The 22,230-nt window shown below is 50.4% G+C and carries 22 protein-coding genes; 13 read left to right on the forward strand and 9 right to left on the reverse strand.

Translation table 11 applies throughout. The features are described 5' to 3' along the window. Positions 1-129: 129 nt before the first annotated feature. From WHR59_RS11820 to WHR59_RS11835, 4 genes are all read left to right on the forward strand, one after another. The gene (locus WHR59_RS11820; protein ID WP_043016368.1) at positions 130-456 is read left to right on the forward strand and encodes a YnfA family protein; all 327 of its coding nucleotides are present in this window, start codon (positions 130-132) and stop codon (positions 454-456) included. Between the two features lie 107 nt (positions 457-563). After that, positions 564-1,778: a starvation-sensing protein RspA gene (gene rspA, locus WHR59_RS11825; protein WP_043016367.1), complete on the forward strand. Its 1,215-nt coding sequence runs from the start codon at positions 564-566 to the stop codon at positions 1,776-1,778. A 60-nt stretch (positions 1,779-1,838) separates the two neighbouring features. After that, positions 1,839-3,173 (forward strand): MFS transporter, encoded by a 1,335-nt coding sequence (locus WHR59_RS11830; protein ID WP_338844030.1) that lies wholly within the window; start codon positions 1,839-1,841, stop codon positions 3,171-3,173. Positions 3,174-3,334: 161 nt separating this feature from the next. Then, positions 3,335-4,801 carry a mannitol dehydrogenase family protein gene (locus tag WHR59_RS11835; protein ID WP_338844031.1) on the forward strand — a complete coding sequence of 489 codons (1,467 nt, stop codon included), beginning with the start codon at positions 3,335-3,337 and terminating at the stop codon, positions 4,799-4,801. Positions 4,802-4,876: 75 nt separating this feature from the next. Here the strand turns inward: WHR59_RS11835 and ydfZ are convergent, their stop codons facing one another. The 3 genes from ydfZ to ydfG all read right to left on the reverse strand — a co-directional run bounded on the left by ydfZ (position 4,877) and on the right by ydfG (position 6,791). Further along, positions 4,877-5,080, reverse strand: coding sequence for a putative selenium delivery protein YdfZ (gene ydfZ / locus WHR59_RS11840; RefSeq protein WP_005121144.1), 204 nt, complete (start codon positions 5,078-5,080; stop codon positions 4,877-4,879). Between the two features lie 191 nt (positions 5,081-5,271). Further along, positions 5,272-5,958 (reverse strand): GntR family transcriptional regulator, encoded by a 687-nt coding sequence (locus WHR59_RS11845; protein ID WP_043016365.1) that lies wholly within the window; start codon positions 5,956-5,958, stop codon positions 5,272-5,274. A gap of 86 nt (positions 5,959-6,044) precedes the next feature. Further along, positions 6,045-6,791, reverse strand: coding sequence for a bifunctional NADP-dependent 3-hydroxy acid dehydrogenase/3-hydroxypropionate dehydrogenase YdfG (ydfG, locus tag WHR59_RS11850; RefSeq protein ID WP_043016364.1), 747 nt, complete (start codon positions 6,789-6,791; stop codon positions 6,045-6,047). Positions 6,792-6,928: 137 nt separating this feature from the next. Between ydfG and dcp the strand changes: the two genes are divergently transcribed. Together dcp and WHR59_RS11860 are read left to right on the forward strand one after the other, a co-directional pair. Beyond that, positions 6,929-8,974, forward strand: coding sequence for a peptidyl-dipeptidase Dcp (gene dcp, locus WHR59_RS11855; protein WP_338844032.1), 2,046 nt, complete (start codon positions 6,929-6,931; stop codon positions 8,972-8,974). Positions 8,975-9,320: 346 nt separating this feature from the next. Then, on the forward strand, positions 9,321-10,247 hold the full coding sequence (locus tag WHR59_RS11860) for a diguanylate cyclase (RefSeq protein ID WP_286519154.1): 927 nt from the start codon (positions 9,321-9,323) through the stop codon (positions 10,245-10,247). Between the two features lie 286 nt (positions 10,248-10,533). Here WHR59_RS11860 and mgtS read toward each other — a convergent pair whose 3' ends face one another. Beyond that, positions 10,534-10,629 carry a protein MgtS gene (mgtS, locus tag WHR59_RS11865; RefSeq protein WP_003032406.1) on the reverse strand — a complete coding sequence of 32 codons (96 nt, stop codon included), beginning with the start codon at positions 10,627-10,629 and terminating at the stop codon, positions 10,534-10,536. 486 nt (positions 10,630-11,115) lie between these two features. On the opposite strand from mgtS, the gene urtA reads away from it, so the two are divergent. The 5 genes from urtA to urtE are packed head-to-tail and all read left to right on the forward strand — an operon-like array spanning position 11,116 to position 16,583. Beyond that, positions 11,116-12,387, forward strand: a complete 1,272-nt coding sequence (urtA, locus tag WHR59_RS11870) for an urea ABC transporter substrate-binding protein (RefSeq protein WP_103276740.1) — start codon at positions 11,116-11,118, stop codon at positions 12,385-12,387. Between the two features lie 43 nt (positions 12,388-12,430). After that, positions 12,431-14,005 carry an urea ABC transporter permease subunit UrtB gene (gene urtB, locus WHR59_RS11875; protein WP_338844034.1) on the forward strand — a complete coding sequence of 525 codons (1,575 nt, stop codon included), beginning with the start codon at positions 12,431-12,433 and terminating at the stop codon, positions 14,003-14,005. Further along, on the forward strand, positions 14,005-15,078 hold the full coding sequence (gene urtC / locus WHR59_RS11880; RefSeq protein WP_047411331.1) for an urea ABC transporter permease subunit UrtC: 1,074 nt from the start codon (positions 14,005-14,007) through the stop codon (positions 15,076-15,078). Before urtB ends, urtC begins: the two co-directional genes overlap by 1 nt. After that, positions 15,078-15,875, forward strand: coding sequence for an urea ABC transporter ATP-binding protein UrtD (gene urtD / locus WHR59_RS11885; RefSeq protein WP_043016359.1), 798 nt, complete (start codon positions 15,078-15,080; stop codon positions 15,873-15,875). Before urtC ends, urtD begins: the two co-directional genes overlap by 1 nt. A 9-nt stretch (positions 15,876-15,884) precedes the next feature. Continuing rightward, positions 15,885-16,583, forward strand: a complete 699-nt coding sequence (gene urtE / locus WHR59_RS11890) for an urea ABC transporter ATP-binding subunit UrtE (protein ID WP_043016358.1) — start codon at positions 15,885-15,887, stop codon at positions 16,581-16,583. A gap of 40 nt (positions 16,584-16,623) precedes the next feature. On the opposite strand, the gene ydeE is transcribed toward urtE, so the two are convergent. Further along, the gene (gene ydeE / locus WHR59_RS11895; RefSeq protein WP_043016357.1) at positions 16,624-17,811 is read right to left on the reverse strand and encodes an efflux MFS transporter YdeE; all 1,188 of its coding nucleotides are present in this window, start codon (positions 17,809-17,811) and stop codon (positions 16,624-16,626) included. A gap of 197 nt (positions 17,812-18,008) precedes the next feature. Here ydeE and eamA point away from each other — a divergent pair, with 197 nt between their 5' ends. Continuing rightward, complete coding sequence (gene eamA, locus WHR59_RS11900) at positions 18,009-18,908, forward strand: O-acetylserine/cysteine exporter (RefSeq protein WP_227093186.1); 900 nt, start codon at positions 18,009-18,011, stop codon at positions 18,906-18,908. Positions 18,909-18,938: 30 nt separating this feature from the next. On the opposite strand, the gene marB is transcribed toward eamA, so the two are convergent. The 3 genes from marB to marR are packed head-to-tail and all read right to left on the reverse strand — an operon-like array spanning position 18,939 to position 20,024. Further along, positions 18,939-19,157 (reverse strand): multiple antibiotic resistance protein MarB, encoded by a 219-nt coding sequence (gene marB / locus WHR59_RS11905; RefSeq protein ID WP_338844035.1) that lies wholly within the window; start codon positions 19,155-19,157, stop codon positions 18,939-18,941. 30 nt (positions 19,158-19,187) lie between these two features. Next, the gene (gene marA / locus WHR59_RS11910; protein ID WP_003032424.1) at positions 19,188-19,571 is read right to left on the reverse strand and encodes an MDR efflux pump AcrAB transcriptional activator MarA; all 384 of its coding nucleotides are present in this window, start codon (positions 19,569-19,571) and stop codon (positions 19,188-19,190) included. Positions 19,572-19,589: 18 nt separating this feature from the next. Beyond that, positions 19,590-20,024, reverse strand: a complete 435-nt coding sequence (gene marR, locus WHR59_RS11915) for a multiple antibiotic resistance transcriptional regulator MarR (protein WP_016156485.1) — start codon at positions 20,022-20,024, stop codon at positions 19,590-19,592. Positions 20,025-20,281: 257 nt separating this feature from the next. Between marR and WHR59_RS11920 the strand changes: the two genes are divergently transcribed. Continuing rightward, entirely contained in the window at positions 20,282-20,947 is a 666-nt protein-coding gene (locus WHR59_RS11920; protein WP_043016355.1) for a MarC family NAAT transporter, read from the forward strand. Between the two features lie 39 nt (positions 20,948-20,986). Here the strand turns inward: WHR59_RS11920 and WHR59_RS11925 are convergent, their stop codons facing one another. Beyond that, complete coding sequence (locus WHR59_RS11925; protein ID WP_047411323.1) at positions 20,987-22,183, reverse strand: sugar transporter; 1,197 nt, start codon at positions 22,181-22,183, stop codon at positions 20,987-20,989. Between the last annotated feature and the right edge of the window lie 47 nt (positions 22,184-22,230).

Here is a 22,230-nt window from a genome sequence, read left to right on the forward strand (position 1 = left end):
GAAAAAACGATAAAACAGGGTTAAATTCTACACTATTCCGGCTTCCGGGCATACCCACTCAGCGGATATGGATACGCTGGTAATATTCTGTCGTATCATGCTTAAACCTAAGGTAACTGAATAACATCAATGCTTAAGACTACTTTGCTTTTTTTCGTCACCGCATTATGCGAAATCATTGGCTGCTTTTTACCCTGGCTCTGGCTTAAGCGAGGGGCTACGGCCTGGCTACTGATACCCGCCGGGGTGTCACTGGCGTTATTCGTCTGGTTGCTGACGCTGCATCCGGCAGCAAGCGGACGTGTTTATGCAGCCTATGGCGGGGTGTACGTGGTGACCGCGCTGCTATGGCTACGCATTGTCGATGGCGTAAAATTGAGCCTGTATGACTGGTCAGGCGCGCTGGTGGCGCTGTGCGGCATGCTGATCATTGTGGCTGGATGGGGGCGCGCATAGCGCCTTTTTTGTGATCAATCAGCGCTTTTTTGATCATTATACTTGTATGGTAGTAGCTCAGTTGGGTAAATTTCCTGCATCACAAGAACAGATGTAAGGGATAAAAAATGAAGATTGTTGGGGCTGAAGTGTTTGTCACCTGTCCGGGGCGTAATTTTGTAACGTTGAAAATTACGACAGAAGATGGCATCACCGGACTGGGAGATGCCACATTAAACGGACGCGAGTTGTCCGTGGCGTCCTATCTGAAAGATCATGTTTGCCCGCAGCTAATTGGCCGGGATGCACACCGAATCGAGGACATCTGGCAGTTCTTCTACAAAGGCGCGTACTGGCGTCGTGGTCCGGTCACCATGTCGGCGATTTCCGCAGTGGATATGGCGCTATGGGACATCAAAGCGAAAGCGGCAAATATGCCATTGTACCAGTTGCTCGGCGGTGCTTCTCGTGAAGGGGTTATGGTCTACTGTCACACCACAGGCCATACCGTTGATGACGTACTCGAAGACTATGCGCGTCATAAAGAGATGGGCTTTAAAGCCATTCGCGTACAGTGTGGCGTACCTGGCATGAAAACCACTTACGGCATGTCTAAAGGAAAAGGACAGGCCTATGAACCGGCCACTAAAGGGCAATGGCCGGAAGAGCAGTTGTGGTCAACGGAGAAATACCTGGATTTCACGCCAAAACTATTTGCTGCCGTACGCGATAAGTTTGGTTTTAACGAACATCTTCTGCACGATATGCACCACCGTCTGACGCCTATTGAAGCGGCCCGTTTCGGCAAAAGCATTGAGCAATACCGTCTGTTCTGGATGGAAGACCCAACCCCGGCTGAAAACCAGGAGTGCTTCCGCCTGATCCGCCAGCATACGGTCACGCCGATTGCGGTAGGGGAAGTGTTCAACAGTATCTGGGACTGTAAACAGCTGATTGAAGAACAACTGATCGACTATATCCGTACCACCATCACCCATGCGGGTGGTATCACCGGTATGCGCCGGATTGCCGATTTCGCCTCGCTGTATCAGGTACGTACCGGTTCACATGGACCTTCCGATTTGTCACCAGTATGCATGGCCGCCGCGCTGCACTTTGATCTGTGGGTGCCGAACTTTGGCGTACAGGAATATATGGGATATTCCGAGCAGATGCTGGAAGTGTTCCCACATAACTGGACCTTTGATAACGGCTATATGCACCCAGGAGACAAACCCGGTCTTGGGATCGAGTTTGACGAAAAACTGGCGGCGAAATATCCGTATGATCCTGCATATCTGCCCGTTGCTCGCCTGGAAGATGGCACATTGTGGAACTGGTAAATATACATTTTACGTACGAAAGATGTTGATTAACCCAATACCCTACAGAAGGTTAAACTTATGGTTAGTTCAGTCGATATTAAAAATAACGTAGATAATAAGCCCATTATTCGTCGAGTGGCTTCAGCATCCGCAATTGGTACTGCTGATGAGTATTATGATTTTTTTGCATACGGGACAGCAGCTGTACTCTTTTTTGGTCATCTATTTTTCCCAAGTGACGATCCGTTAATAAGTACTCTCGCTGCTTTTGCAACCTATGCTGTTGGTTTCCTCGCAAGACCATTAGGAGGAATTGTCTTTGGCCATATTGGCGATAAGGTTGGGCGTAAAAAAGCACTGGTTATTACTATATTAATTGTTGGTTTGGGGACGTTCTGTATAGGGTTATTACCTACATATGAGAAAATAGGTGTCTGGGCTCCAGCTTTACTTATTTTTATTCGTGTATTACAGGGATTTGGCGTTGGAGGCGAGCAAGCCGGTGCAGTACTGATGACGGCTGAATATTCTGAACCCAAACATCGTGGATTTTTTTCCAGTTGGGTTCAAATCGGTGCCCCGGTTGGTTTCCTTCTGCCGTTAGCGCTCTTTGCGCTGTTAAATGCCACGCTTTCTCCAGAGGCAATGATGGATTACGGGTGGCGTATACCGTTCCTGTTGAGTCTGTTACTGGTTATTGTTGGGCTGTTTATCCGCTTAAAAATTGATGAATCACCGGTCTTTGCTCAGATTAGGGAGACAAAAGCAGAAGAATCACGTCCATTAGTTGAAGTTATCCGTGATTTTCCTGGCATTGTTGTCAAGGGGGTCTGCGCGAAACTGATTGAAGCTTGTACATTTGCAATGTTCACAGTGATTGTTTTGGCTTACGGTAAGGCAAACAATCTTGATGCTAATATTTTGATGGAGACAATGATCGTTGCGGTCATAATAGAAATCATTGCAATACCGTTGATGGGGTCGCTATGCGATAAAATTGGACGTAAACCAGTCTATATTATCGGTGCGCTGCTGCAGGTCGTTATGATTATTCCTTTCTTCCTTGCGATTAATCAGGATAGTTTTTGGCTTACACAAATAGTAATGATCCTGGTGCTGAGTGTTGGGCATAGTATGTGTTATGCACCTCAGGCTTCTTATTTTCCGGAGCTTTTCCCAACTCATATTCGCTGTAGCGGAATAGCATTAATTTGGCAACTGGGGTCGCTAATAGGCAGTGGCATTCTTGGCTTGGTGGCAGTAAAAATTCTGCAAGTAACAGGTGGACATTACTATGGACTTGCAACCTATGTGATTGTACTTGGAGTTATCTCAATTATTGGTTTGTTGATGATGCCGGAAACCGCTCCGCAAAGACTTAAGCGTGAATACCAGCAGTGGCAGAAACATTAATATCCTTTGGCGGCAGTATGCCGCCAAATTCACTGACTTTGGTACATAACTAAACAAATGATGTCATACCAATCATAAAAAGCTTAATGCAAATCAAAACATACAACCGTACAGGCGTTACTCTGAGACAGTCCTGATTCCATTGATAAGTAGGCCATACCATGCAAAACAAGCTCCTGGCAGCAAAGGCTGTGCTTCCCGACTACGATCGTACAAAACTGGTTCCGCGTATTGTCCATCTGGGTTTTGGCGCGTTTCACCGCGCACATCAGGGGGTTTACGCTGATATTCTGGCTGCAGAACATGACAGTGACTGGGGTTATTGCGAAGTGAACCTGATTGGCGGTGAGCAGCAGATTGCCGATCTCAAACAGCAAGATAATCTGTATACCGTTGCAGAAATGTCTGCGGATGCCTGGACTGCAAGAGTCGTGGGCGTGGTGAAAAATGCCCTGCATGCGCAAGTTGATGGTCTGGAAAGCGTACTGGCCGCGATGTGCGAACCGCAGGTTGCGATCGTTTCCCTGACCATCACCGAGAAAGGATATTGCCACTCTCCGGCGACCGGTCAATTGATGTTAGACAACCCAATGATTGCCGCCGATCTGCAAAACCCTACACAACCAAAAACTGCGCCAGGCGTTGTTGTTGAGGCTCTTGCGCGTCGCAAAGGTGCGGGTTTAGGCGCCTTTACCGTGATGTCTTGCGACAACATGCCAGAAAACGGTCATGTGATGCGCAATGTTGTCACTGCGTATGCCCGGGCGGTAGATGCTGATCTGGCTGCGTGGATTGAACAACATGTGACATTCCCTTCAACAATGGTTGACCGCATCGTCCCGGCGGTTACCCAGGATACGCTGGACAAAATTGAACGCATCACCGGCGTTCGCGACCCGGCAGGCGTGGCATGCGAACCGTTCCGTCAGTGGGTTATTGAAGATAACTTTGTCGCCGGTCGCCCTGAATGGGAGAAGGCTGGCGCGGAGCTGGTCGCTGATGTTATTCCGTTTGAAGAGATGAAACTGCGTATGCTTAACGGCAGTCACTCTTTTCTTGCTTATCTTGGCTATCTGGCTGGGTATCAGCACATTAACGACTGTATGGGCGATGAAAACTATCGTCTTGCCGCCCGCGCGCTGATGCTGCAGGAACAAGCGCCAACCCTGAAAGTTAAGGGCGTGGATCTACAGCACTATGCCGATCTGTTAATTGAGCGCTACAGCAACCCGGCACTGCGTCATCGTACCTGGCAGATTGCTATGGATGGCAGTCAAAAATTGCCGCAGCGTATGCTCGATTCCGTTCGCTGGCACATTGTACACGGTAGCTGCTTTGAGTTACTGGCCCTGGGCGTGGCAGGCTGGATGCGCTACGTCGGCGGTGTGGATGAGCAGGGCCAGGCGATTGAAATTAGCGATCCACTGTTGCCGGTGATCCAGAATGCAGTGCGTGGCAGTAACGAAGGTGAAGAGCGCGTTCAGGCACTGCTGGCTATCGATGCTATATTTGGGCGTGAACTGCCGCAGGTTGAACGGTTCAAAAACCAGGTCACACAAGCGTATCTTGCTTTACTGGCAGAAGGGGCGAAGGCAACGGTTGCGAAGTATGCTGCAAAACTGAAGTAAAGAAGAACACCTTTCAGGTCGCCATCTGGCTGTAAACGGGCCAGATGGCGCATTGTTTTCTGGCATTCACACCAATTAGTTCATGCCCAAACGAATCAGTTCGAGGGGGGCATATTTACCTTCACACCCTTCGATTTCCACTGTTTTTCCGCGGCGAATTTGCTCAGCGGTCAGGCCATCGGTATCTATCGCTGTAATGCGGCCTGTGAGTCCGGAGTCGCTAATCATGACGCGGCTGCCAGTGGTGATTGCGTTGCGGTTACGATCGTATGTTTTCATGGTGTTTTCTCCTTTCCAACTTACCGTCAAAGCCCGTGGGTTTTTAGTCCCACGTAACGGGCGCAATATAAATACGCTTCTCGTTAATGATTTTTTTTGTTTTCGATCAAAATCACAGCTTTTTTTATGCAGATGTGCGGGAGAGGGAAAAATACAGGAGAAACTCACCTCGATGTGAGGTGAGTGTAGTATTAATCTTCGCTGAACCAGTCGCTATTTTCCTGACGGATCAACTGAACGGACTCACCAATTTCCTGGAGGTGCAGCATCATTGCACGCTCAACGGCATCGCCATCATGTTTCTCAAGTGCGGCAAAGATATCGTGATGCTGACGCAGCAGCATTTCTGGCGGGGAAATATGATCCAGGCTCATATAACGAACGCGGTCGATCGTGGCCTTAATATTCTCGACGGTGTCCCAGGCAAGCTGGCACTCGGCGATGAGAGCCAGTTTCTGATGAAACTCGTCATCAAGCTGGAAGAAATCATTAATTTGCTTGCGGTCAATCGCAATGCGCTGCTGATGCAGGTTTTGTTCGAGCTGATAACACTGTTTATCGGTGATCAATGATGCGGCGCGGCGGACCACGGCACATTCAATTGCCTGGCGAACAAAACAGCCGTTTTGTACCTGCGACAGCGAAATTTTATTCACGTAGCTGCCACGCTGCGGACGGATCTGAATCAGGCCATTCTCTGCCAGTTTAATGAATGCTTCTCGTACCGGCTGGCGTGACACATTAAAGCGTACGGAAACCTCTTTCTCCGACAACGGGGTACCGGGCGCAATCAGACAATGCACGATATCACGACGAAGAATACGGTAAATCTGTTGATTTACTGGCTGTGTAGGGTTGAGCTGCGTTTCTACGGTCATTCATTCTTACTTTTTAGAGAGTTAACCCGGGTATTTTATCACTTATTTCAGGCTATCTATACCCGGCGCAAGGCCGGGCAGAGAAATTAGCCACGATGAATACTCAGTCCGGCAAAAGACTGTGCCACAGGCATCATTTCAAGGGTGTTAATGTTGACATGAGCGGGTAAAGACGCCACCCACCATACCGCTTCAGTGACATCTTGCGGGGTCAGCGCTGTGGTATTTTCGTAAGCTTTTTCAGCTTTAGCGTCATCGCCTTTGAAACGGACATTTGAGAACTCCGTACCGCCAACCAGACCCGGTTCAATGTCGGTGACGCGAATCGCAGTACCGTGTAAGTCAGTACGTAAATTCAGGCTAAACTGGCGAACAAACGCCTTGGTTGCACCGTAGACGTTACCGCCAGCGTATGGCCAACTGCCCGCCGTAGAACCAATATTGATAATATGACCGCGGTTGCGCTCAACCATACCAGGCAGAACAGCACGGGTCATATAAACCAGGCCTTTGTTGTTGGTGTCGATCATATTTTCCCAGTCTTCAATGCTGGCTTTATGAGCAGGCTCAAGGCCCAGCGCCAGACCCGCGTTGTTGACCAGAATATCAATATTGCGCCATTCAGCAGGTAAGGCGTCCAGCATCTCTTCAATTGATGCACGATTACGTACGTCCAGTTGCGCAGTATAGAGACGGTCACCCAACTCATCTTTGAGTTCCTGCAGGCGCTCCTGGCGGCGTCCGGTGGCAATAACTTTATGCCCATTCTCAATAAAACGACGCGTAATGCACTCACCAAAACCTGCGGTTGCTCCGGTTACTAAAACGATCATCTCACTGTTCCTCAACGCTTTTTATGTAGTACTACCATAGCACGTCACTTCCGTTCAGAGCTATTGCTGCTTAACACGATTGCGGTCGATTCGTGGGAAGTCTACTCTGGTAAACAAATCGTTTTCAGGAGTGAAAGATGTCGTTAACGAATCCTTTTTTACACCCTAGCACGTTACCTTATCAGGCGCCGCAGTTTGATCAGATTGACGTGCAACATTATCGTCCTGCGTTCGATGAAGGTGTGCGTCAAAAGCGCGCAGAGATCGAAGGGATTGTGCAAAACCCGCAGCGCCCTGATTTTGCGAATACTTTACTGGCGCTTGAGCAAAGTGGCGCGCTGCTCACGCGGGTGACCAGCGTTTTCTTCGCGATGACGGCGGTGCACACCAACGATGAACTACAACGCCTTGACGAAGAGTTTTCCGCAGAGTTGGCGAGCCTTGCCAATGATATCTATCTCAACAGTGCGCTTTTCGCCCGCGTCGAAAGCGTCTGGCAACGGCGCAGTTCCTCAGGACTGGATAGCGAATCAATACGCCTGCTGGAAGTCGTCTACCAGCGTTTTGTATTGGCCGGCGCCTGTCTGAATGAGACGGATAAAGCCCGCCTTAAAGCGCTTAATACGGAGTCAGCCACGCTGACCAGCCAGTTTAATCAACGCCTGCTGGCGGCGAACAAGTCTGGTGCTATGGTGGTGGATGATGTCCGGCATCTGGACGGGCTCAGCACAGAGGAAATTGCTGTTGCCGCCGAAACTGCAAGGGAAAAAGGGCTTGAAGCGCGTTGGGTTATCCCGTTATTAAACACCACTCAGCAACCAGCGCTTGCGGTATTACGCGATCGTCAGACCCGTGAAAATCTTTTCACCCGCGCATGGACACGGGCTGAAAACAATGATGCTAACGACACTCGGGCTATTATTCAGCGACTGGTGGAGATCCGGATGCAGCAGGCGAAACTGCTCGGTTTTGCTAATTACGCTGCATGGAAAATTGCCGACCAGATGGCAAAAACGCCGGAAGCGGCACTGACATTCATGCGGTCTATTGTTCCGGCCGCGCGAGCGCGAGCGTTAGATGAGCAGGCTGAAATCCAGAAAGTTATCTTTCAGCAAGACGGGCAGTTTAGCGCCGAGGCCTGGGACTGGTCGTTTTATGCCGAGCAGGTCCGTCGTGAGAAATATGCCCTTGATGAGGCTCAGCTCAAACCTTATTTTTCCCTGGATTCGGTACTGAACGAGGGCGTTTTCTGGACGGCCAATCAGCTCTATGGCATCAAATTCGTGGAGCGATTCGACATTCCTGTTTATCACCCGGATGTACGGGTATGGGAAATATTCGATCATGATGGCATAGGGTTGGCGTTATTTTACGGTGATTTCTTTGCCCGGGAATCAAAAAGCGGTGGAGCCTGGATGGGTAATTTTGTTGAGCAATCGCTACTTAACGAAACCAGACCGGTTATTTACAACGTCTGTAATTATCAAAAACCTGCAAAAGAGCAGCCCGCGTTACTGCTGTGGGATGATGTTATTACGTTATTTCATGAGTTTGGACATACGTTGCACGGTCTGTTTGCCACTCAGCGTTATGCCACACTTTCAGGAACCAATACTCCGCGGGATTTTGTCGAGTTCCCTTCGCAGATCAACGAGCACTGGGCGAGTCATCCGCAGGTCTTTTCCCGTTTTGCCCGGCATGTTGATACCGGGGAGCACATGCCGCAGGCATTGCGAGATAAAATGCAGCAGGCAAGTTTGTTTAACAAAGGTTATGACATGACTGAACTGCTCAGCGCCGCATTGCTGGATATGCGCTGGCACTCTCTGGAAATGAGCGACGCATGTCATCCGGTCGATCAATTTGAACAGCAGGCGCTGGTGGCCGAAGGGTTGGATCTCAAGGCCGTGCCGCCACGTTATCGCAGTAGTTATTTTGCCCATATTTTCGGCGGCGGCTATGCCGCTGGTTATTACGCCTACCTGTGGACGCAAATGCTGGCCGACGACGGCTATCAGTGGTTTGTAGAGCAGGGCGGATTAACCCGGGAAAACGGGCAGAAATTCCGCGATGCGATTTTGTCGCGCGGGAATAGCACTGATTTAGCTGTGCTTTATCGCCACTGGAGCGGACGCGATCCACAAATGGAGCCGATGCTCAAACATCGTGGTTTGAGCGCGTAAGGTTTGTTTAGATGACGAGAAGAACCGGGCGTGATGCCCGGTTTTTTATCTTGTGTTCATCGTTCCAATTGATAACGCTTATTCTCATTTTAACTATGCTGTCCGAGTTGTATATTGTTTTGCTTGATATGTTTTCGTTTCATTAAATATGAAACAAGGAAAGGGGCGATTAATATATCTCATTGATATTTAATGGTTAAATGTGAGTTTCAATCATCTTGCGACCTATAATGAAGGAGGCGTTAATTTGTTGTCTAATAACTACTATTAAAAAATTTACATAAATTTTCTTTTTTGTCGTTAAGATAATTACATCTGAGACGCTCGAACAGGGAGGGAGGTCGTGATGATGAAAAATACGGCGGAAATAGATGCGATTTTGCTAGCATTGAACAAGTCCATTGATGCTCACTATAAATGGATGGTGAAAATGTTCCGCTGCGTTGTGTCCTCCGATGTCACTCAGCCGGATATTGTAGGTGACAACTCTCATTTTGTTTGTCAATTTGGACAGTGGCTTAATTATCATCCATTGCACAATGAGGATGATTGTAGTTATGTAAGTAAGATAAATGCAGCTCATGAAAAGATGCATTTATTAGGAAAGGAGTTGCTATTGGCAATAGTGGAGAATCGTAGCCATTCATGGCATTTCGACAGCTTCCAGGACGCGTTACTGGCATTTACGTCTGCTGTAATGGACTACAAAATATATTTACTGAACATCCGCAGTAATATCGATGTATTAACAGGCTTACCCGGCAGAAGAATGCTTGATGAGACTTTTGACCAGCAGTTACTCGATGCCGAGCCGCTTAACCTCTATATCTTGTTGCTGGACATCGACCGTTTTAAGCACATTAACGATACTTATGGTCACCTGGTGGGGGACGTGGTACTACGCGCTCTGGCATCAAATTTGTTGTCATGGACACGATATGATGAGGTGGCTTACCGCTACGGTGGTGAAGAGTTTATTATCATCATCCGCACAAAAACGGATGAACAGGCTTGCCAGGCAGGTTTGCGATTGTGTCAGCTTATTGGCCAGAAAAAAATACCCTATGCTGATGGAGAGATCGGAATCACGGTAACGGCTGGAATAACACGAGTTCAACAGGGAGAAGCGCTGGATACCGCTCTTGGTCGGGCTGATAACGCGATGTATCAAGGAAAACAGGCCGGCAGGAATCGCTGTATGTTCATGGATGAACGCGAGCGGATCACTCTGGTTGACGCCAGTGATGAGATCTCATACCCCTTGAGCGCGTGAGATTTGCGAACACCGTTTCAAGGTAGTTGCGTTTCGTTTAACTTTCATTGGGGTTGTCGATGATAGATTAGCCAAATATCCGTTATCTTCGCAGGGAATTGCCAGATAGCGTATAAAAGCAAAACACAAATCTATCCATGCAAGCATTCACCGCTGGTTTATCCGGCGGTTTTTTTTATCTGTAAACCAGGGAAAAAGTGCCAGGAGGGCGATTCAGGTAAAAAAAATGGCCCCTTGTGCAGTTACGCTACAAGGGGCCGGGTCGGTGCAGGACTATCTCCGTTCATCAATCATCCCATCTGTGGCTAAAATACGCGGCCAGGAAACCGGAAAATAAAATAATTCCCAGAACAGCCATAAAAATATTCATATTACCCAGCATAGTAAATGCTCCTTTATCTGTGAGTTTCCTCTCTTACCTTAAGTTCACCTCGTTTATGACTATAGTAGCAATTCAATCTTAAACAAAGGCTGAACTGTGTGATTATTTTGGCTGAAAAGTAAAATTTTGACGTGATGGCGTCGGGAAAAATAAATAATAGTGACGAGACACATTTATCTGCAGGCAAATAACCCTGCTTTTCAACCCGGAGACGCCGTTATCACGGTGTGCTGCAGACACAGACTGTTGCACGTTTATAATGCAGAGTTGTCTCATGGTGGTTCAATTTTTCGTTTGATTAATCCTTCTGGTGGGGGATTTTAATACTAATTTTTGTACATGACGCGCTAATTTATTGATTTTATGTGATGTTTTAATATCTGGCATCGTTTTTGCCTTATCACTTCTGAATACCCTTAATTTGCACCGTTTTGTCTGCCCGGCTGCACCGGAGCTTTCAGCAAGTCTAATTTCAGGAGTGAAACTATGCAGCGTCGTACATTTTTAAAAGCTTTTGCGCTTTCCGCCTCTGTAGTAGCAATGGGAATGAGTTTTAGCGTTCAGGCAGCCGACACCATTAAAGTTGGCATCATGCATTCGTTATCCGGCACGATGGCTATTTCCGAAACGCCGCTGAAAGATGTGGCGTTGATGACCATTGATGAAATCAATGCGAAGGGTGGTGTGTTGGGTAAAAAGCTGGAGCCTGTAGTGGTTGACCCGGCCTCGAACTGGCCGTTATTTGCTGAAAAAGCACGTCAGTTGCTGAGTCAGGATAAGGTGGCGGTGGTTTTCGGCTGCTGGACATCGGTTTCGCGTAAATCTGTTTTACCGGTGTTTGAAGAATTAAACGGTCTGCTGTTTTACCCGGTGCAATATGAAGGTGAGGAGATGTCGCCTAACGTCTTCTATACCGGCGCGGCGCCTAACCAACAGGCGATCCCGGCGGTTGAGTACCTGATGAGTGAGGACGGCGGCAGCGCTAAGCGCTTCTACCTGCTGGGTACGGACTATGTCTATCCGCGTACGACTAACAAAATTTTACGCGCCTTTTTGCATTCGAAAGGCGTTGCCGATAAAGACATCGAAGAGGTGTATACCCCATTCGGACACAGCGATTACCAGACCATTGTCGCCAGTATTAAAAAATTCTCCGCAGGGGGGAAAACGGCGGTGGTATCAACCATCAACGGGGATTCTAACGTTCCATTCTATAAAGAGTTAGCGAACCAGGGGCTGAAAGCCACCGATGTTCCGGTGGTGGCATTCTCCGTGGGTGAGGAGGAATTACGAGGAATTGATACCAAACCGCTGGTGGGCAACCTTGCTGCGTGGAACTACTTTGAGTCCGTAGATAATGCGGCCAATAAAAAGTTCGTCGCGGATTACCGGGCGTATGCCAAAGCCCATAAGCTACCAAACGCGGATTCGGTGGTAACGAACGATCCTATGGAAGCCACCTGGGTAGGCCTGCATATGTGGGCGCAAGCGGTAGAAAAAGCCGGAACTACCGATGTGGATAAAGTTCGCGCCGCTATGGCGGGGCAATCATTCGCTGCGCCATCAGGTTTTACCCTGACCATGGATGCAACCAACCATCACCTGCATAAACCCGTCATGATTGGCGAGATTGAAGGCAACGGCCAGTTTAACGTGGTGTGGCAAACCGATGAACCGGTCCGCGCCCAGCCGTGGAGTCCGTACATCGCCGGTAATGATAAAAAATCTGACCAGCCCGTGAAAACCGCCAGCAACTGATCTTACGCCCTCCCGCGGGAGGGCAACGCTTTGGAGAACGCTTATGAAAGCTATGCGTTTTATTCGTGGTGTGCTGTTGCTGATCTGGTTTATGCCGTGGATAGCGCAGGCCGCAGATGCCGATACCTTTACCGCCGGCAGCCGAACTCAGCAGGCCGCCTTGCTTGAACAATGGGCGGTGAATCCAGACGTTCAGCGTATGCCGCTGCTTAGCGCGCTGCGAGATGAGAACCTGATGACCGATGACGTGAAAAATGCGTTCATCGTGGACGACTCGCACGTACAGCCGTTAGGAGCCGCGGCATCTCCGTCCGGCGAGCTTAAAAAAGTCCGCCTGACTAACCGCCTGCGTAATCTGGTGGCCGGAACGTGGGCCGTTCATCAACTTTTAAGTGACAGTGTCACCATGAGAAAAGGGGCAGCACGTACATTACAACGTGAGGCACAGCCGGGCATGCTGCCGTTTTTGCAGCTACAACTGGCCCGGGAGCCAGATGCTGGCGTGAAATCCGCGCTGGAGATTGCACTGGCAAACCTGCAACTAACCAGCACCTTGCCAGAGGTCAGACGGCAGGCCGTCGAACTTCTCGGGGCGTCAAACGATCCTGAAACCCAGGCGCGCCTGCTGCCATTCACCCGGGCTGAACATGAACCTGATGCGCGCGTTCGTGCAGCCGCTGGCGAAAGCCTGAATTCCATCGCGCATCGCATGAAGGTTGGCGATCTTCTTGGACAGGCATTTATGGGGCTGTCGCTGGGCTCAATTCTGCTGTTGGCGGCACTGGGGCTGACTATTACCTACGGGCTACTCGGCGTCATTAATATGGCGCATGGCGAGATGTTAATGCTTGGAGCTTACTGTACCTGGATGGTGCAACAGATTATCGGCCAGTTTTTCCCGCAATGGTTGGCCTGGTATCCAGTTATTGCGCTTCCGGTCGCCTTTTTACTTACCGCGGCGGTGGGAATGCTGCTCGAGCGCGGGGTGATTCGCCATTTATACGGACGTCCACTCGAAACACTGCTGGCGACATGGGGGATCAGTCTGATGCTGATCCAGTTGGTGCGTATGACCTTCGGCGCGCAAAACCTTGAAGTCGCCAATCCGGCATGGCTTTCCGGCGGCATTCAGGTTTATGCCAATCTGATTTTGCCGTGGAACCGAATTGTGGTGCTTGGCTTTGCCATGCTGGTGCTGTTCTTCACCTGGCTGTTGTTGAATAAAACGCGTCTCGGGCTGCGCGTGCGTGCAGTGACGCAAAATCGCAATATGGCGGCCTGCTGCGGCGTACCTACCGGACGCGTCGATATGCTGGCTTTTGGTCTTGGTTCAGGGATTGCCGGACTGGGGGGCGTCGCGCTCTCGCAATTAGGCAACGTAGGACCGGAACTGGGGCAAAGCTACATTATCGATTCGTTTCTGGTGGTGGTGCTGGGCGGTGTTGGGCAACTCGCCGGGAGTGTGGCCGCCGCGTTTGGGCTGGGGATCTTCAACAAAATTCTTGAGCCTCAGGTGGGGGCGGTTCTCGGCAAAATTATGATTCTGGTGCTGATTATTCTGTTTATTCAGAAACGTCCTCAAGGGCTGTTCGCGCTAAAAGGGAGGGTTATTGACTGATGACGATGCCAATGACATTGACGCTGGCGCGTAAAGCGCCGCGGGCGACACGCGTCCTGGGACTGTGCTTACTGCTCGCGTTGATTGTTCTGCCGTTTCTGGCGCTGTTACCTGCGGAACATCCGCTGGCCATATCGGTGTGGACGCTGACGCTGGCCGGAAAAATTCTCTGCTATGCCATTGTGGCGGTCGCGCTGGATCTGGTGTGGGGTTATGCGGGAATGCTTTCGCTGGGCCACGGTATCTTCTTTGCGCTTGGGGGCTATGCGATGGGAATGTACCTGATGCGTCAGGCCTCCGGCGAAGAGTTACCGGCCTTTATGTCGTTCCTGTCGTGGACCGAGCTGCCCTGGTTTTGGTGGGGGACGCAACACTTTATCTGGGCGATGCTGCTGGTTGTGCTGGTGCCGGGCCTGCTGGCCCTGGTATTTGGTTGGTTTGCCTTCCGTTCAAAAATCAAAGGGGTCTATTTTTCCATCATGACCCAGGCTCTGACTTTCGCCGGAATGCTGCTGTTTTTCCGTAACGAAACCGGCTTTGGGGGAAATAACGGTTTTACTGGCTTTACCACCATTCTGGGATTCCCGGTGACCGCGACCTCAACCCGTATTGCGCTGTTTCTGGCGACAGTCCTGCTGCTGGTACTGGCAATATGGCTGGGGCTGGCGCTGGCCCGCAGTAAGTTTGGTCGTATTCTGACTGCCGTACGCGACGCCGAGAATCGTCTGATGTTTTGTGGATACGATCCAAAAGGTTTCAAGCTGCTGGTGTGGACGCTTTCCGCCGTGCTGTGCGGTCTGGCGGGTGCGTTGTATGTTCCACAGGTAGGAATCATTAACCCCAGCGAAATGTCGCCGACTAACTCGATTGAAGCGGCGATTTGGGTTGCGCTCGGCGGGCGTGGAACCCTGATCGGCCCGGTTTTTGGCGCCGTACTGGTGAATGGCGCTAAAAGCCTGTTTACCGTCATCATGCCGGAATACTGGCAGCTGTTTCTTGGCCTGATCTTTATCGGCGTTACGCTTTTTTTACCTCGCGGCGTGATTGGCCTGTTTCGCAAGGGAGACAAATAATGCAGCCAGATGAAGGACTTTTCACTCGCCAGATGCCTGGGGATCGGTTTCGCGACCAAACGGACCCCGTGTTACAGCTGGAAAAAATTAACGTTAATTTCGATGGATTTCAGGCGTTAACGGATCTCACGCTCAATATTGGCGTTGGGGAGTTGCGTTGCATCATTGGTCCCAACGGCGCCGGAAAAACGACGCTAATGGATGTCATTACCGGCAAAACCAGGCCGCAAAGCGGTCGTGCGATATACGATCAGTCAACCGACTTAACAACGCTGGATCCCATCGCCATTGCACGTCAGGGGATTGGGCGGAAATTTCAGAAGCCCACGGTATTTGAAGCGTTAACGGTGGAGGAGAACCTGGAGCTGGCGCTGAAAAGCGATAAATCTGTCTGGGGCTCTCTACGGGCGCGCCTAACAGGCGAACAGCGGGATCGTATTGATGAAATACTGGCGCTGTTGCGCCTGGGTAACGAGCGGGCCCGTCGCGCCGGGCTGCTTTCGCACGGGCAGAAACAATTTCTTGAAATTGGCATGCTGCTGGTTCAGGAACCTCATTTACTGCTGCTGGATGAGCCTGCTGCGGGTATGACGGATGCGGAGACGGAATACACGGCGGAGCTGTTTCGCCAGCTTGCCGGGAAGCACTCTCTGATGGTTGTTGAACACGATATGGGATTTGTCGAAACCATCGCCGATCGCGTCACGGTATTACATCAGGGACGTGTACTGGCTCAGGGGAGTCTGCGTGAAGTGCAGGCCAATGAGCAGGTTATTGAAGTTTATCTCGGACGTTAAGGGGTGCAGATGCTGCAGGTGAAAGAACTGAATCAATATTATGGTGGCAGTCATATTCTGCGAGGTGTGAACTTTGACGCGCGTATCGGCGAGGTGACATGTCTGCTGGGGCGTAACGGCGTGGGGAAAACGACGCTTCTGAAGTGCCTGATGGGGCTTATTCCTGCCCGTAGTGGAAGCGTGCTCTGGCAGGAAAAAAATGTCACTCAGTGGAAACCGCATCAGCGGGTCAGGGCCGGTGTGGCGTATGTCCCACAGGGGCGCGATATTTTTCCACGTCTGACGGTGGAAGAGAATCTGTTGCTCGGCCTTTCCCGTTTTTCAGCACAGGAGGCCCGATGTGTTCCGGATGATATCTACGCGCTCTTTCCGGTTTTACAGGAGATGAAGCACCGGCGGGGCGGTGATTTGTCCGGTGGGCAACAGCAGCAGCTGGCGATTGGACGGGCGCTGGCAAGTCGCCCGCAGCTGTTGATCCTCGATGAACCCACTGAGGGGATCCAGCCGTCAGTGATTAAAGAGATTGGTCAGGTGATTTCTCAACTGGCGCACCGGGGAGATATGGCCATTTTGCTGGTGGAGCAGTTCTATGATTTTGCGCAGCAGTTGGCCGATAAATACCTGATTATGTCGCGCGGCAGTATTATTCAAAGCGGCGACGGCAAAAATATGGAGACCGAGGGCGTCCGGGGACTGGTCGCCATTTGAAATATGCGACAGAGCGGCTCCGGCTCTGTCGCTTTACTCATTAGCAGACCGCTGTCTGTCCCCAGGGTTTGGTGCGCATGCCTTTTATCATTAGCGCCCAGGCAAGGATGATTGCGACCATCAGCGCCACAAACAGCGACCACGGCGGCAATGTAGTTAAAATGACGCCGCTGACTAATGGGTTTACCGCTGCGCCCAGCCAGCCTAACGACTGAGCGGAAAAATAACTGGCTTTCATGCCAGCTGGCGCGATGTTGTCGATGAGCATGTATTCACCTGGCGCGTAAATAACTTCACCAATAGTGAAAAAGGCGGCAGATATCCCCCATAACAACAGACTATTACCGGAGAAGGTGAAGCCAACCAGGCCAACCACAAAGAACAGCGTCGCCACCGTCATTAACGGTCGGATATTCGTGGCGGTGAGCCTGCGGCCGAAGGCATATTGCAGTGATACCACAATAGCGGCGTTGACGGGCAGAACCACTGCCACCACCTTCTCGGCAAAATCGCCGTCAGCAACCACCATGACGTATTGTGAAATACAGGACGCAAACGCGCCGCTAACGAATGACGCCAGGAATGCGGATAGCGTAAACCAGCATAATGCTCTGTCGCGTAGTAGTACCGAGGGGGACCAAACCGCGGCGTTTAAACCTTCTGATGCTGCCGGTGAACGTTTTACCCAGGTCTGGATAAACACCAGTGGTAGGGCTGAACAAGCCGCAGCGAGCCAAAACGGCAGGTTAATGCTTTGCATCACCAGCAGCGTGCCCAGCGGTGGGCCAACGGTCCAGCCAATGTTCAGCACGGTATAGTTAAGCGAGAAAATTTTCGTTTTGTTGGTCGCGGAGAGGTTATCGGCAAACCAGGCCTTCAAAACCGTGGCGAAGACGGAGTAGGCGCAGTTGATCAGAGCGAAAAGCAGAACCACCACCACCACGTTATGCACCAGTGGAATAGCAATAAAGCCTGATGCAAAGCCGCAGATAGCCAGCAGCATGTAGCGTTTTTTATCGAACTTGTCGGCCAGAATACCAAAGCCAAGGCTGAACACCACGCCAATGGTCAGAGCGACCGTCATCGCATAACCGATCAGGTCGACGCTCAGGTTGTACTGTCGACTGAGGTAGATAGTCATAAATGGCAGCGTGGCGCCACGGCCAATCGTTAATAACAATGATGATGCGAGTAACGCGAGAGTGGACCTTCTCAAAGAGATATTCATTTTCCTGCCCGACAATGCATGTTGTTATGTTTTTTTAGATATCAAAAACAAATAGCATGCTAAAAGTGTGATGTACACTCAATAAGTTGTCCGAAAACGCCCTGTGTGGCCTACCTGAATTAATGATCTGTTACGGCACAACGATTTCCGTTACTTTAACTTGTTTACAAAAATTTAATATTTGCAGGGGCGGTGGTATGTCGCGTAAAGACGGGTTATTAGCGTTACTGGTCGTTGTGGTTTGGGGGCTGAACTTTGTTGTCATTAAAGTGGGGCTGCACAATATGCCCCCCTTAATGCTGGCAGGACTGCGATTTTTACTGGTGGCGTTTCCGGCGATATTCTTTGTTGCCCGTCCGAAAATACCGCTTTCGCTACTACTCGGTTATGGACTAACCATCAGTTTTGGGCAGTTCGCGTTTCTCTTTAGCGCCATCAAATTCGGTATGCCTGCCGGGTTAGCTTCTCTGGTATTACAGGCTCAGGCATTTTTCACCATCATTCTGGGGGCATTTGCCTTTGGCGAGCGTCTGCAGGGTAAACAACTGGTAGGAATTGCGCTGGCGGTCTTTGGCGTGCTGGTGCTGATTGAGGCCAGTCTGAACGGACAGCATGTCGGCATGCTCGGTTTTATGCTGACGCTGGCGGCGGCGCTAAGCTGGGCCTGCGGTAATATCTTTAACAAAAAAATCATGCAGCACCCGTCACGCCCGGCCGTGATGTCACTGGTGGTATGGAGTGCGTTGATTCCTGTTGTTCCATTCTTCCTGGCCTCATTACTTCTCGATGGACCGACGCAAATTACCCAAAGTCTGGTGGCAATAGATATGACCACCATTCTGTCACTGGTCTATCTGGCGTTTGTGGCGACCATTGTGGGTTACGGTATCTGGGGTTCTTTACTCGGGCGTTATGAGACCTGGCGTGTCGCGCCGTTGTCGCTGTTGGTACCGGTGGTTGGACTGGCGAGCGCGGCCGTGCTGCTGGATGAAACGCTGACCGGATTGCAACTGCTCGGTGCGCTACTGATCATGGCGGGGTTGTATATCAATGTGTTTGGCTTTCGGTTTCGTAAGACAGCGCAGGCGAGAGGATAAAAAAAGCCCCGCAGTGACGGGGCAAAAAAATCACAGGTTGCGCATATTGTAATAAGGCACACCTAATTCGTCGGATTTGTCGCTGCCTGCACCCATATGATTAAAATCGAACGGGGACTGATCGTGCGCTGGCGGCATAATGATCGCGTCGCGACTGTTTTGTGTGGCAGGCTGCGCGGTCTGTTCCGCCATGCTCTGGCCCGAAACAACAAACAGCAGGGCCAGCATTGCATAAGACAGAAGTTTCATGATTTCCTCGGTTACGTCGTTAACTGGCGATTAGCAATTACATTGATTGAGTGGAAGCAAATAGCGCGATTCGCCGTGCATATTCGTCATACGGTATTTATGCGGCGGAACATCAAAATAGTTTTTGAATGTTCGGGTCAGCGTTTGCTGAGACTCAAAGCCGTAACGTTCCGCCAGATAAAGGATCGGCTCGTTACTCTCTTTTAATTTTTGTGCTATTTCAGTCATTTTACGGCTGCGGATGTATTGGCCCAGTGAATGACCGGTTTCTTTTTTAAACATCCGTTGCAGGTGCCATTTGGAGTAACCTGAACGCTCTGACACTTTTTCCAGTGAGAGCGGCGATTCAAGGTTATTTTCGATCCAGTCCAAAATGCTATGAATAGTGATTGTGTCAGTATTGCGTCTGGACATCGTCATACCTCTTTCTGTTTACGGCAGGATTTTCTTAAGCAAATGCTCAAGCGTGGTCACTTCATCCGCCGTTAAGTTTTTTGTTAGTTCCTGGTGTAGGTCTTGCCCTACTAATTGATGACACTGCTCGCAAATTGCTGCGCCATGCTCGGTGAGTTTCACCAGCACGCCCCGCTTGTCATGTGGATTCGGAAGCCTTTCAATCCAGCCTTTACAGGCCAGTCTGTCCAGCATCCGCGTCAGAGCACCGAGATCGACAGACAGCACTTTTTTCAATTCGACAGGGGTGATGCACACCGCGCAACGGATGGAGCAAAGCACCTTGAACTGCGATGCCGTGATATCCAGCGGTGACAGATAGTCGTTTAGCAAACGATCTTTTTTCTGATTAACCATGTAGATCAAACGACCCAGTGGGATGATTTCGTTAAACAGATCACTGGTGCTTTTCACAATGGTTGCCCTGGCAAGTAGTTAGTCACGGCTGATATTATTGCTTAGGCAAATATAAGTCAAATGAATGAGTCGGCAAATGCCACGTTTTGCTAAAGCATCAGGCCGAACACCTGGCGAGTGGAAATTTAACGGTTTGATAATTATGGTTTATACCTGCAGATGAAAAATGAATCCTTACAGCGCGAAAATGGCTTATCTCCCGGATTTCACCGTATACTTGCCGTTGACGATTAACGCACAGGAAAGATGACATTATGATGGACTTGTTTAAAGCAATAGGGCTGGGGCTGGTAGTCCTGTTACCGTTGGCAAACCCGTTAACCACCGTGGCGTTGTTCCTTGGCCTTGCCGGCAACATGAACAGCGCAGAGCGTAACCGTCAGTCACTCATGGCGTCCGTTTACGTGTTCGCTATCATGATGGTGGCTTACTACGCCGGACAACTGGTGATGAACACCTTTGGGATTTCGATTCCCGGGCTACGTATTGCGGGTGGGTTAATCGTTGCGTTTATCGGCTTTCGGATGTTGTTTCCACAGCAGAAGGCGCATGATTCTCCGGAAGCGAGAAGCAAATCAGAAGAACTGGAAGACGAACCGACGGCCAATATTGCATTTGTTCCGCTGGCCATGCCAAGCACCGCCGGTCCGGGTACGATTGCAATGATCATCAGTTCGGCGTCAACCGTACGTCATGGTTCCGAGTTTCCAGACTGGGTGATCATGGTCGCGCCGCCGATTATTTTTGCGGCAGTCGGGGTGATCCTGTGGGGCAGTTTGCGCAGTTCCGGTGGGATTATGCGCCTGGTCGGTAAAGGCGGGATTGAGGCGATTTCCCGTCTGATGGGCTTCCTGCTGGTATGTATGGGCGTGCAGTTTATTATTAACGGCGTGCTGGAAATCATTAAAACTTACGCTTAAAACAACGCGCCCGGCATGGCCTGCCGGGCACGGTTTTTTTTACGAATGTTGAGGCTGTTCTTCCAGTGATACTGGCCATTTACGGAAGATAATTATCGACCAGATCAACGCCAAAACGGCAGGCACTGCGCCGACATAACCAATCGTAGACATTGACCAGTGCAGACTCACCTGATTTCCCACCAGCGCGCCAGCCCCTATACCGATATTAAAAATGCCTGAGAACAGGGCCATTGCGACGTCGGTGGCATCCGGGGCCAGCGCCAGCACTTTGACCTGCATACCCAGACCTATCAACATAATGGCGATGCCCCAGAATATACTCAGGACGGCCAGATGCATTTCGCTGTTCGCGGCGGGAAGTAACAACACCAGGCACACCGTCAGCAGGGCAATGGCGCTGCTAATCAGTACGGATGCATGTTGATTACCCAGCTTGCCAAAAATGACGCTACCGACAATTCCCGCACCCCCCAGAACCAGCAGTAGCACGGTTGCAAAGTTTGCGCTCAGCCCGGCGACGGTCTGCACAAACGGTTCGATATAGCTGTAGGCCGTGTAATGCGCGGTGACCACAATCACTGTCAGCAGATACAGGCTCATTAACGCCGGACGATGAAATAACACGGGCAGGCTTTTCAATGAACCAGAATGCTCGCTGGGTAATTTGGGCAGGAGCTTAATCAGGCAAAGCAGGGTAACTAACGCCCCCATACCGATGGCGAAGAAGGTGGTGCGCCAGCCAAAATACTGGCCAACGATCCGCCCGATAGGCAGACCAAGCACCATCGCCAGCGCGGTGCCGGTCGCAATCAGACTGAGCGCCTGCGCGCGTTTCCCGGCAGGAGCCAGGCGAATCGCCAGCGAGGCTGTGATCGACCAGAAAATGGCGTGCGCAAAAGCAATACCAATACGGCTAATTACCAGCACGGTAAAATTCCATGCCAGGAAAGAGAGTACGTGGCTGGCGATAAACACCACAAACAAGCAGATCAGAAGTTTACGGCGTTCTACCTGGCTGGTAAGCAGCATGAAAGGCAGCGACATCAGAGCCACAACCCAGGCGTAGATCGTCAGCATGATCCCGACCTGCGCGGTCTGCATATTAAAACTTTGTGCGATGTCGGACAGCAAACCGACAGGGACAAACTCAGTGGTATTGAAAATAAAACCGGCAATGGCAAGCGTAACTACCCGTAGCCACGCGACCTTGCGGGAAACAGTGTCTGTTGTCATATCAAATAGGTGGATTAGCTGCGAAAAGGTAAGGTCACGATCTTAAA

This window comes from Citrobacter europaeus (genome assembly GCF_037482245.1).
GTDB classification, from domain to species: Bacteria; Pseudomonadota; Gammaproteobacteria; order Enterobacterales; family Enterobacteriaceae; genus Citrobacter; species Citrobacter europaeus.